Origin of the sequence: Paenibacillus solani, assembly GCF_001277345.1 — a bacterium.
GTDB classification, from domain to species: Bacteria; Bacillota; Bacilli; order Paenibacillales; family Paenibacillaceae; genus Paenibacillus_AQ; species Paenibacillus_AQ solani.
Window position 1 is genome coordinate 533,034 of record NZ_LIUT01000003.1, and the last position, 11,239, is coordinate 544,272.

The 11,239-nt window shown below is 49.6% G+C and carries 10 protein-coding genes and 1 pseudogene; 6 read left to right on the forward strand and 5 right to left on the reverse strand.

From position 1 onward, the window contains the following. Window positions 1–94: 94 nt before the first annotated feature. Window positions 95–1,483 carry a DEAD/DEAH box helicase gene (locus AM231_RS19825; RefSeq protein ID WP_054404184.1) on the reverse strand — a complete coding sequence of 463 codons (1,389 nt, stop codon included), beginning with the start codon at window positions 1,481–1,483 and terminating at the stop codon, window positions 95–97. 479 nt (window positions 1,484–1,962) lie between these two features. On the opposite strand from AM231_RS19825, the pseudogene AM231_RS30055 reads away from it, so the two are divergent. Beyond that, a pseudogene (locus AM231_RS30055) lies at window positions 1,963–2,016 on the forward strand (hypothetical protein); the annotation flags it as partial. Window positions 2,017–2,189: 173 nt separating this feature from the next. Here AM231_RS30055 and AM231_RS19830 read toward each other — a convergent pair. Continuing rightward, the gene (locus AM231_RS19830) at window positions 2,190–2,945 is read right to left on the reverse strand and encodes an alpha/beta fold hydrolase (protein WP_054404186.1); all 756 of its coding nucleotides are present in this window, start codon (window positions 2,943–2,945) and stop codon (window positions 2,190–2,192) included. A 148-nt stretch (window positions 2,946–3,093) separates the two neighbouring features. Here AM231_RS19830 and AM231_RS30060 point away from each other — a divergent pair, with 148 nt between their 5' ends. Continuing rightward, entirely contained in the window at window positions 3,094–3,660 is a 567-nt protein-coding gene (locus AM231_RS30060) for a helix-turn-helix transcriptional regulator (protein ID WP_242615246.1), read from the forward strand. Window positions 3,661–4,078: 418 nt separating this feature from the next. Beyond that, window positions 4,079–4,912, forward strand: a complete 834-nt coding sequence (locus AM231_RS19840; protein WP_054404188.1) for a nucleotidyltransferase domain-containing protein — start codon at window positions 4,079–4,081, stop codon at window positions 4,910–4,912. A 13-nt stretch (window positions 4,913–4,925) separates the two neighbouring features. Here AM231_RS19840 and AM231_RS19845 read toward each other — a convergent pair whose 3' ends face one another. Further along, on the reverse strand, window positions 4,926–5,699 hold the full coding sequence (locus AM231_RS19845; RefSeq protein ID WP_054404190.1) for an SDR family NAD(P)-dependent oxidoreductase: 774 nt from the start codon (window positions 5,697–5,699) through the stop codon (window positions 4,926–4,928). Window positions 5,700–5,799: 100 nt separating this feature from the next. Continuing rightward, window positions 5,800–6,258, reverse strand: a complete 459-nt coding sequence (locus tag AM231_RS19850; protein WP_053491598.1) for a chemotaxis protein CheX — start codon at window positions 6,256–6,258, stop codon at window positions 5,800–5,802. Between the two features lie 415 nt (window positions 6,259–6,673). Between AM231_RS19850 and AM231_RS19855 the strand changes: the two genes are divergently transcribed. After that, window positions 6,674–7,576, forward strand: a complete 903-nt coding sequence (locus AM231_RS19855) for a LysR family transcriptional regulator (RefSeq protein WP_054404191.1) — start codon at window positions 6,674–6,676, stop codon at window positions 7,574–7,576. Window positions 7,577–7,628: 52 nt separating this feature from the next. Next, the gene (locus AM231_RS19860; protein WP_054404192.1) at window positions 7,629–8,438 is read left to right on the forward strand and encodes a histidinol-phosphatase; all 810 of its coding nucleotides are present in this window, start codon (window positions 7,629–7,631) and stop codon (window positions 8,436–8,438) included. A gap of 229 nt (window positions 8,439–8,667) precedes the next feature. Here AM231_RS19860 and AM231_RS19865 read toward each other — a convergent pair whose 3' ends face one another. Next, window positions 8,668–9,576: a metallophosphoesterase gene (locus AM231_RS19865; RefSeq protein WP_054404193.1), complete on the reverse strand. Its 909-nt coding sequence runs from the start codon at window positions 9,574–9,576 to the stop codon at window positions 8,668–8,670. A 92-nt stretch (window positions 9,577–9,668) separates the two neighbouring features. Between AM231_RS19865 and AM231_RS19870 the strand changes: the two genes are divergently transcribed. Next, complete coding sequence (locus tag AM231_RS19870) at window positions 9,669–11,048, forward strand: aldehyde dehydrogenase (RefSeq protein WP_054404194.1); 1,380 nt, start codon at window positions 9,669–9,671, stop codon at window positions 11,046–11,048. Window positions 11,049–11,239 lie beyond the last annotated feature (191 nt).

The following is an 11,239-nucleotide window of genomic DNA, read 5'->3' on the forward strand; positions in this document are numbered from 1 at the left end:
GAGTCCAGTCCTTAGCGAATCACAACCTATGCGCCGTATTGGACCCGTAAATAACACACCGCAAACAAGCAGTATGCTTGGATGCTTAAAGCCGTCAGCCCCGTGGCGGTTTATTCTTCAGCCATTTCGGAGCGCCCTTATTCTTGCGGTCCCGCTCCCTCTCACTCGGGCGTTCACCAGATGCCTTACCGTTGCCCGGCTTCCCTTGAGCACTGGTGGATGCGGGCTTGCGAGCTGGTTTCCCTTGAGCACTGGTGGATGCGAGCTTGCGAGCTGGTTTCCCTTTCACAGCAGCACCTGCTCCCTGCACTCGGGCACCTTGTCCACGCTCGACAGGCGTCGCCGAACGCGGCGATCTTACTTTTCCTCCATAGAGCGCCCGCTCTTCAATGGTTATGCCCAGTTCACGATTGAACTTGCGCATGATGAACGTCTGGCGGTCCGTGACGAGCGTGATCGCCATGCCGCTCCGTCCCATGCGTCCCGTGCGGCCTGCCCGGTGGGTATAATGCTCGGCATCTATTGGCGGATCGTAATTGATCACCATGCCGAGTCCCTCAATATCGAGTCCGCGGGCAGCGACATCGCTCGCGATCAGAAGCTGAGTACGTCCTTCTCTGAACGCGTTCAGCACTCGGCTTCTGGTCAACTTGTCGGCATCCCCGTAGAGCGCAGCTGCACTTAATCCAAGATAATTCAGCTTCGCTTCAACTTCTGCTAAATCGTCGGTTGTGTTTACGAAGACGATCGCACGTTCCGGATTGTAATGACGAACCACACGGCGCAGCATGTCCATCTTGTCTCGTTCTTCCGTCACAAAATAATAATGCTCGAGCGCCGACGGGGTCCGCTGTTCGGGATCGATTCCGATCTCAACCGGCTGATCCATTTCCTTCTTAACGAGTTCGGCTGTCTCCGGGCTCACCGTAGCAGACAAGAACACCAATTGACGATCACGAAGCGCACTGCGCAGAATACGATCGACATCGCCTGCTCCTCCCAGATTAAATACCTGATCCACTTCGTCCACGACAATCGTGCTTACTTGATGCATTTTGAGTTTCCGAATTTCGATCATTTCGCGTACGCGTCCCGGTGTTCCTACAATCAGCTGGGGGTGCAGCTTCAGCTTCTCAATCTGCCGCTTGGCTGCAGCGCCGCCGATCAGACCCAGCACGCCGATTCCACGGGCTTCCCCGTAACGCTCGCTCTCTCTTACAATCTGAACAGCAAGCTCCTGCGTGGGTGCCAGAATTAATTTCTGAGCTCCCTTTATGTCTGGATCAATACTCTGAAGAATAGGAAGCAGATAAGCCAGCGTTTTGCCCGTGCCTGTCTGGGAGGTCGCAAGCACGTCCTTGCCTTCCAGTATTGGAGGAATTGATTCTGCCTGAACGGGAGAGGGCGTAACGATCCCAAACTCTGTCAAACGGGAAATTAAATCCTCGCTTATTCCCAATGTATGAAATGTCGTTGAAGTCATATGTTTAGTCCATCCTTTTTTTAAGATATCAGAAGTCTATGGCTCCAAAGCGCGTCTGCCTGATATCGCTAGAGAAACTTCCGTTATATGCAGTTTGTTACTTTCTTCAAGATACAGCAGGCGTTTTTTCGAATTAAATCTTCTTCACTCTTTCTCATTATATGCCAAAACAGGAGTCGCCACCAAATCAAACATGATAAATGGCCAAACTCTTCGATTCATGAAGGTTATTTTCCCTATGCTTGATGATATGCCTAAGGCAGTAAAGCGAGAAACAACTTGGCCGTTGCAGATAGCGGAATGCCTCGTAGCGTTGCAATTCCAATGCTCCGCTCGGGAATAAGCGGATAGAGCGGCACCTCGATCAGCTGGCCTATTTACAATTCGTCGTTGGCTTAGTCTCGAATGATTAAAGCCAGTCCGAAGCCGTTCTCACCAACCTTGACGTACTGGGGTATCTGGATGACATTCCGGTATGCATCGGCTACGAATTAGAGGATGGAAGCATCATTGACCATTTTCCAGTATCGGCCGATCTGCAGTCTGCCAAGCCTGTTCTGCGAACGCTGAAGGGCTGGAAATGCACCTGTCGCACATCCGCTCCTTCGACGAGCTCCCGGAAGCCGCGCAGGAATACGTGCAGTTTATTGATCGTCCATTGGCGTACCTGTAAAGACGATCTCCGTCGGCCCGAGACGGAATCAGATTATGATGAGATAGCCGATTTACGGCTTGCTTTCACTTGGCCAACGAAGCCTTCCAGAATCCGCTGGACGCCAAGGGGATCGCTCAGCATCGGCAGATGGCCGATGCTGAGGCTCTCCACCCTGTCCGCCGACAGATTGGCTGCCATACGCTTCTGCATGGATTCTCCGAACTCCTTGTCTTGGGTGAGCTTCACGTAAAGCTTTGGCACTTGGGGTACGGATGCTTGAACGCAATCCGTATAGACCCTGCGGGATTCCGGGATGAACTCTGCTGCGATGCGGGAGGCCTGCTCCTCCAGCAAATCGCTGCACAGCCCCTTGCGAATCACGGATTCAGGCGGCTTCGTTCCGGCCATTTTTAATATAACCGGCATGATGATTCTCTGAGGAAACGGAAGCGCCGAAACAAACGAGCCTCCGCGCTTAGGAATAGCTGCACCGATGGCAACGAATCCGGCTACCCGTTCGGCTAACCTGGCTGCCAGCTCCATGGCCAACACCCCGCCCAGGGAATGCGCCACAAGGACGAACTTTTGCGTATCCCATCTTCTCACCTGCTCCATCATATGGATTACATAATCCTCCAGCGCCAGATGACGTCCAGGCGTATCAGCATCCCCGTCTCGCAAAGGGTAATCAACCTTCAAACACGGATAGTCGAGCCCTTCCGCTACGATATCCCATACGCCTCCGTTCATCCCTGCTCCGTATATAAAAACAAATCCCAGCTCTTCTTTGTACATGTCTTGTCTCATTCTATATTCTCCTCCCATAATGGACCCTGTTCCAAGGATTCATCGTGAATCCTTGCTGCTTGAGAACATCATAGCCGTTAAATAAGACAAATATTGTCTTATTTAGAGAATAAGATAAAATAAATAATGAAGAGACTGGGGGGGAATCATGCAGAAATCGCAGTGCCTGATTCAATTAATGATGATGATCAATGCAAAAAAGTCGTTTACCGTTAGAGAGCTGGCCGACGAATTCGGGCTTTCCGTCCGAACGATATCCAGAGATCTGGATGAGCTGAGCGGGCTCGGCGTCCCCATTTACTCTGTGCAAGGACGAGGCGGCGGCTACAGATTGCTGCAGGAACGGATGCTGCCACCGATCAGTTTCACGGAAAGCGAAGCAATTGCCATCTTTTTTGCGTGCCAATCCCTGGGCTACTTCAGCACGCTGCCCTTCGGTGACGGAGCCGCCACCGCACTCCATAAGTTCTATCATTACTTGCCGGCAGATATAAAGGAGCAGATTGACCGTCTCAAGGATCGCGTCATGATCCACAGCCTGTTCCGTCGGATGTCGGCCGATATTTTACAAACGTTAATGGAAGCCGTCATGGTTCGGCAAGCGGTCACGATCTCCTATCGTTCATCCGCCGGAAGCAGCCAGCGGCATATTCAGCCGATCGGGCTGTACGCTAGCTCGGGGTACTGGTATTGTCCCGCCTACTGCTTTACGTAAGAGGACATCAGGCAATTCAGGGTGGACCGGATGACGGCGGCCAGCCCCAATGAATCCTTATCGATCCGTGAAGATATTGCGAGCCAAACGCTGCAGGACATGCCCGGGATCGGGGATGTTGAAATGAAGTTTTTGAGGTAGAATTAACTTCCAAAGGGGTCTGGCTGCTCGAAACGGATACACGGCTTGGTTCCCATATCCATAGGAACACGGACGGCAGCGGCGTCGTTCGGCTTGAAATACCGGAAACCGACGTCAATTTTTATTCGGACTATGTATGGCGTCTCGGAGAAGAGGCTGTCATCACCTCGCCAGCGGAAGCGGTTCAATGAACCCGGGAGAAAATTGAATCCATGAGGCTAAGGTATACATAAGGACAACTCAATCCCAGATGGGAGAAATGAAGGAGAGAAGATGCATGTCTTCACAAGTGGATCACATAATTGAACAGATAACGGAAGAGCTTCGCGAGATACCCGGCGTTATAGGGGTCGTCCTAGGGGGATCCAGGGCCAAAGGAACCGCCAAACCGGATTCCGATATCGATATTGGCATTTATTATGATGAAACCCAAGGATTCAAGGTGGAGAACATCGCCAAGATTGCGAAGAGATTAGATGATGAGCATCGGGACGGGATTATCACTTCATTGGGCGAATGGGGGACCTGGGTTAACGGGGGCGGATGGTTAGTGATCGAGGGGTATCAAGTGGATTTCTTATTCCGTGATGTGCACCGCGTGTCCGGCATCATCGACGACTGTTCGGCAGGTAAGATTTCCGCGCATTACCAAACAGGACATCCGCACGCCTATCTGAATGTGATGTATATGGGGGAAATTGCGATCTGCCGCATACTGTGGGACTCGGATAACCGCATAATGACTCTAAAAGCCAAAACGGCTCCCTATTCGAAGGCACTGCAGGATGCTATGATCGGCTATTTTACTTTCGAGGCATCTTTCTCTTTGATGTTGGCGAATAAAACGGCTGCCAGCGATGACATCACTTATGTTACAGGTCACTGCTTCCGCTGCATTTCGTGCTTGAACCAAGTGCTCTTTGCCAAAAATGAGTTGTACTGTATCAATGAGAAGCGTGCGGTGGCCATGATCGAGACCTTCCCCCTCAAGCCGGCGAATTACAAGGAACGTCTGGATCAAGTGATCACGCTGCTCTCATCGGATACAGAAAAAACAAAACAAGCCACTGCGCTGCTTCAGGACCTTATAACCGAAACGGAAGCTTTGTAGTGCCGTGCAGCCCTCATTTCTTATTCATCCATTTATACGATACACGATCTGCGAACCTCGGAAACAGCTGGTACAGCCTGATCCCGAGTGAAGCAATTCTCGGAAGATTGAGCTCTTCCTTGCGCTTCTTCACCAGCTTTACAACCTGATCCGCTACATACTCGGGCTTCATCATGAACCAGCTTACATTCTTCACATAACCGCCTGTCGGATCAGCCAGGGAAAAAAACGGAGTGTCAATCGGTCCCGGGTTCACTGTAGAAACGGTGATGCCTGTGTGCCGGAGCTCCTGCCGGAGTGAATTGCTCAATCCAAGCACGGCATGCTTGGTTGCTGTATAAGCGGTCGATTTGGCCGTTCCAATCTTGCCCGCCATGGATGCTATATTAACGATTTGGCCATCGCCCCGCTCCAGCATCCTTGGCAGCACTGCTTGTGTGCAGCGTACAATCCCCATATAGTTGACGTCCATCATGTCCTGAAACTCTTCCTGGGGCATGTCCATAAACGCTTCAAACTTGCCGTAACCCGCATTGTTAATGAGCACGTCGATTCTGCCATGCTCCCTAAGAACTCCCTCCATGACTGACTGCACCTGCTCAGGGCGCTGAACATCCATGGTTGCCAGCTCGTGAGGGCCAAGAATGCGTGCTCCCACTTCCTGCAGACGATCTGCCGAACGGGCGCACAAAACGACATATGCCCCTTCCGCAGACAACTTCTCAGCGATCAAGGCGCCGATCCCGCTGGAGGCTCCCGTAACTACGACAACTTTATTTTTCAGCATGATTTCATTATCCCTTTCTTCACCTGTACATTTCTCTAATTCCAAATGACAACAGAATAGAGCTATCTGAATGCACAGTTGTGGGTTCATTACTCCTATTTTATGAAATCATGACTTGAATATCCAGCTCTCCGATGCCTTCCATCCTCAGCGGAATACAAAGTGCCTTCTTCTGAATAAGAATAGAGGTGCTGTCTGACTTCATCACTTTGGGTGGAGTAATATCCACACTTACACCCTGGTTTGATAAAATGGTGCTGGCATTGCCGCTGATCATGTTACCTAGCTCCGAAATCGCACTCTGTCCCATCTCATCCATTTCGGTAATGACAAAACCGCCCATCATCACCGATACCATCTGCAGGGCTACCTGCTCCTGAATTCCAAATATGATGTCACCGTTCATTTGACCTGTCATGCCGATTTGGATCCAGATATGGTTCTCTATGTATCCAATCTCTTTGACCCCAAGATTCCCCGTGGAGGGTGAAACCTGTATGACTTGTTCGATAACGTGCCGTGCGGACTCTAAAAAAGGATTAATAACTTCCGCTTTCATTCCTTGTGACTCCCCTTTCACTGGGTTGTTGGTCAGGGTCCCAAAGTCCCACCTATTTATTTAATCATTATAATGGATACCTCGTACTAAATCATCACAAAATAGCGTATCCCCTATTCCAACAACTGTCTCTTCATGCTGACATGCGATGAATATATCTCTTAACGAAAATATTCCTTTCACTCAAACGGGTCTTTGGTCTCACGTTTTTTTATGTCTACTTTACTATTATCGGAAGGTTTCCTTATCTTTTAATAACAAATGAATGGAAATTATCATGATGTTCGCCTTTTTTCGAAGGTTGGGCTGCTGATTTTCACGTTTCATTGCTCCCCCGGGGAGAATAACCTATAATTTAAAATACAGATAGCAGACTAGATGAGCGGAAAAACATAATCAAGTAAGGAGGAAGGCTATGAACATCAGCCAATTGGAAACGCTAATCACCATCTCCAAAACGATGAGCTTCCGTAAAGCGGGAGAGCTTCTTAATCTGACACAACCGGCGGTATCCGCCCAGATCAAAAGCCTGGAGGAAGAATTCAAGACTGTGCTGGTGGATCGCAGCCAGCCCGTAACACTGACGGATCGGGGACAGGTTTTCGTGGAACACGCAGAACAGATTCTCGGCATTGTGGATGAGCTTAAACAGCGATTATCCGATCTCGACCAAACTCCTCAGGGTCATATTCAGCTTGGCACCACGACTTCCATAGCTATTCAGATCCTGCCGCGTGTACTTTCCTACTTCCAGGATCAATTCCCCCATATCAAAACAACCATTCAATCCATGGCATCATCACAAATCTACAATAGTGTAGAGAATGGCCTCATCGATATTGGAATCGGTTACTTGATCGAACGGAATCCGAACTTGAGCACATCCGTACTGTATTACGATACCTTTGAACTCGTTGTATCTCCCCAGCACCCGTTAGCCAAACTGTCTACGGCAGACATGGAGGTATTGGGCGGAATCCCACTTATTCTATTGACACGTGACACGGTCGGCCGCCGATTTGCCGATGACGTCATGAAGAAACATGGCATCCTTCCTCAGGTTGTCATGGAACTATCGAGCAGCGAGGAAATTAAACGGTTGGTCGAGATCAATCTGGGCGCGGCAATTATATCCAAGCAATCCGTCTCGACGGAGCTGCGCAATGGCACGCTGCAGATCGTTCCGCTGCGCGAGCTGGAAGTCAGTCATCCTGTTGGGGTCATTTATAAGAGTGGACGTTATGTCAGCTCCGCCATGCGGCAGTTCATCAGTGATCTCAAAGGCATGCCGGAGACACAATTCATCAGCAGTGAATAACACCGCATCCATTCCTATAGACTAATAAGCAAGCAAACTGAAGGAGGCACCTATGAAATTTGACCTGCACACCCATCATTTTCGCTGCGGACATGCAGATGGCAACATTCGCGATTATATCGAGGCTGCCATCGCAGCAGATCTACAAGTTATTGGAATTTCTGACCACACTCCCTATTTTGGAAGTCCTGAAGAACAGCCCTTTCCGGCTATCTCCATGGCAAAAGCAGATCTTGCCGGCTATGTTGAGGAAGTTTTAGCGTTAAAGAAGGAGTATGAAGGAAAAATCAAAGTTTTGCTGGGGATCGAATCCGATTATTTCCCGAAACATGCAGAGGTATATCAGCGGGCATTATCCGCCTACCCCTTTGACTACATTATCGGCTCCATTCATCATGTCAGGGATATAAGCATCTTTAACAAGAACCGCTGGAAAAAGCTCACTCCCGAGCAGCAGGTCGCTGATAAAGAGGAGTACTTTAACCTCATTCGCCAATCCGCCCGAAGCGGTATGTTCCAAATCATTGCCCATATGGATGCCATGAAGGGCAATTACCCGCCATTCTCCGAGATCATGACGGATGCCGCCATTGATGAAACTTTAAGCGTCATTGCCGAATGCGGTCTGGCGATCGAGGTGAACACATCGGGCAAGACCAAATTATCCGGCGGCTGGTATCCTTCCAACGCTATTTTGGAAGTTGCGCATCATCATGGCGTCGATATTACATTTGGCTCCGATGCTCATAAGCCGTCCCGTGTCGGAGACGAATTTGAAGAAGTGGCCAAGGTGCTCAAAGAAATCGGATATACAGAATGGGTATATTACGAACAAAAACAGAAGGTAACTGTACCTCTTTGATGGGGTACTCCTTCTGTTTTTTTGTTGTTTCTATATAGGATATACAATAAAAGGACAAAAAAAGTGGACCCGTTACCGGGTCCCAAAACATTATATATTCTCAAAAGGGGGTCATGTGATAAGTTTAACCTGTGGCTGTTATGGTTTGATAACAGGTATATTTCATTTGTGTAACAAATTACGATGATCATTTTCATCTTGTAATATTCACTTCACCTGTCTGTCTTCGCTACGGCTTGGAACGCAGTGTAAGAACAGTAAGCTCGGGTTTGCACAAGAAACGGATAGGCAGCTGTGTCGTCCCGATTCCCCGGTTTACATAAAGCGGCATTCTACGAGAACCGATGTGATATAGGCCTTGCACATAGCGCCTAGCGCCTGGTGGTGTAAGCACCTCGCCCACCCAGGGCAAGCGTACCTGACCTCCGTGACTGTGTCCGGAGAGCTGAAGATGGAATGAGTGGGCTGACGCCGTATCCGCATAATCGGGTTCATGCATCAGCAGCAGCTTGAACATCCCTTGGGGCAGTCCCTGGATGGCTGCAGCCGGATCTGGAAGACCTCGTAATCCATCCTCCAGTCCAACCACCGCGATGACCGCACTCCCTCGCCTCAACTTAACAGCGGTATTCCGAAGCACCTGAAAGCCTGCTTCCTCTTCCAAGCTTACCAGCTTCTTCACGTCCTTGTAATCGTGGTTACCCAGAATAGAGTACATGCCTAAAGGGGCTGTAAGCTCCTTAAACGGTTCAATCGCAGCCCTCATCTCCTCTGCATCCCTATCCACCATATCGCCTGTGAAACAGATCAAATCTGGGTCCTCGTGCTGAATAGCTTGGACTACCCGCATCACTTCCTTCTCTCCAGCCTGAAAGCCCAAGTGCAAATCACTGAACTGCACCAGCTTCAAACCATCAAAAGCGTTCGGGAGTGAAGGAATCGTCAACGTCAGCCTCGTTATGTCGAGCTGATGCGGTTCCCATAGGGAAGCGTAAGCTCCTCCAGCAACCACGCTACCGAAGATGACTGCTGCACCTGACTTTAGAAATTGACGACGCGTCATCTTCTTTTGCCGCGCTACTCCCTTTGTCCTCTCTCGTCCAGAGCCAGGAACCACTTTTGAGGTTGGATTTCTCATATGCAGGCAGCCTCCTTTATAATAAAGAATGAGAGTTGACGGTCTTACAGCTATTTCTAATCTATAGAATAGCAAGAGAAAGGGGCTTATCTATGAATGTTAACGACTCTATCGCCGCCATAGTTTCAGCACAACAGCGCTATTTTCGCCAAAACATCACGCGGGAGGTGGATTTTCGTCTCCAACAGCTGACGAAGCTGCGGCAAGTCCTCATAGCCAGAGAACTCGAGATCGTGGAAGCCCTGCGTAAAGATCTGAATAAAAGTGAGCAGGAGGCCTATACTACCGAGATCGGGATGGTATACAAGGAGCTTTCCTTTATCATAAAGAATCTGAAGCGATGGGCCAAGCCGAAACGTGTAAGAACTGCACTGACACATATCGGCAGCAAAAGTATGGTATATACGGAGCCCTATGGGAATGTGCTGATTATTGCCCCATGGAATTACCCTTGGCAGCTAGCCATCTCTCCATTGATCGGAGCCTTGGCTGCTGGGAATACAGCTATTGTAAAGCCTTCCGAGCTGACACCCTGCGTGTCTAAACTTATTACCGCTATCATTGAAGAGACATTTGAGCCTCAATATGTGGCCTCTGTTGAGGGCGGGCCTGAAGTCAGTGAAAGCCTGCTGAATCAGCGGATGGACTATATCTTTTTCACCGGGAGCACCAAGGTCGGCAGAATCGTCATGGAGACTGCTTCCAAACAATTGACGCCAGTAACACTGGAGCTTGGAGGGAAAAGTCCCTGCATCGTTCATGAAGATGCACCTTTGGCCCTGGCAGCTTCCCGCATCGCTTTCGGCAAATACACGAACGCAGGTCAGACCTGCGTGGCACCAGATTATATTCTCGTGCATAGCAAGGTAAAAGAAAGCTTCATCGCACATTTGAAAACAGCCATTACTTCCTTCTATGGCGAGAACCCACTGATTAACCCTGACTATGGACGGATCGTCTCAGAGAAGCATTTTGAGCGGCTGACCGGATTTCTAAACAACGGCACCCTGCGTCATGGCGGGAATACTTCCCGGGAACGATTGCTTATTGAACCCACCGTCCTGGATGACATCACTTGGGAAATGCCTGTCATGGAAGAGGAGATCTTTGGCCCGCTATGTCCGATCCTCACTTACGAGAATATACACGAAGCGGTTCAGGCCATTAATGCCCGTCCCAAGCCGCTGGCGTTATACCTCTTCACCGAGAATGAGGATGTGCAGGACTATGTACTTTCTTCGGTTTCTTTTGGCGGGGGATGCGTGAACGATACCCTGATGCATCTCGCAACTCCCTACCTTCCATTCGGGGGTGTCGGCGAAAGCGGGATGGGCTCCTACCATGGGGAGCACAGTTTTCATACTTTTTCCCACAGGAAGAGTGTGCTCAAGCAAACCAACCGGTTTGATTTTAAATTCCGATACCCTTCCAAGAACGGACTTGCCATTCTTAAAAAATTTATGAAACCCTAACCTCCGCTATCATCCGCTTGCCTTACATGAGACATCATGCGCACTGCTTCCTATGCGCATTATGTGTGGCTCGGGACATTACTTGGATGACTGCTCCTTGGCCTGGTCATCAATAAGGGGCTGTCCCAAAAGATCTTAGATCTTGCGGTAGGCCCCCTTCTTGCTGTTAGAAGACGCTCCATGTACGAATC

Coding starts and splice junctions, on each gene's coding strand:
- AM231_RS30060 (WP_242615246.1), top strand. CDS start 3,094: ATGCAGAAATCGCAGTGCCTGATTCAATTAATGATGATGATCAATGCA.
- AM231_RS19845 (WP_054404190.1), bottom strand. CDS start 5,699: ATGCTGAAAAATAAAGTTGTCGTAGTTACGGGAGCCTCCAGCGGGATC.
- AM231_RS19855 (WP_054404191.1), top strand. CDS start 6,674: ATGAACATCAGCCAATTGGAAACGCTAATCACCATCTCCAAAACGATG.
- AM231_RS19850 (WP_053491598.1), bottom strand. CDS start 6,258: ATGAAAGCGGAAGTTATTAATCCTTTTTTAGAGTCCGCACGGCACGTT.
- AM231_RS19840 (WP_054404188.1), top strand. CDS start 4,079: ATGTCTTCACAAGTGGATCACATAATTGAACAGATAACGGAAGAGCTT.
- AM231_RS19865 (WP_054404193.1), bottom strand. CDS start 9,576: ATGAGAAATCCAACCTCAAAAGTGGTTCCTGGCTCTGGACGAGAGAGG.
- AM231_RS19825 (WP_054404184.1), bottom strand. CDS start 1,483: ATGACTTCAACGACATTTCATACATTGGGAATAAGCGAGGATTTAATT.
- AM231_RS19860 (WP_054404192.1), top strand. CDS start 7,629: ATGAAATTTGACCTGCACACCCATCATTTTCGCTGCGGACATGCAGAT.
- AM231_RS19870 (WP_054404194.1), top strand. CDS start 9,669: ATGAATGTTAACGACTCTATCGCCGCCATAGTTTCAGCACAACAGCGC.
- AM231_RS19830 (WP_054404186.1), bottom strand. CDS start 2,945: ATGAGACAAGACATGTACAAAGAAGAGCTGGGATTTGTTTTTATATAC.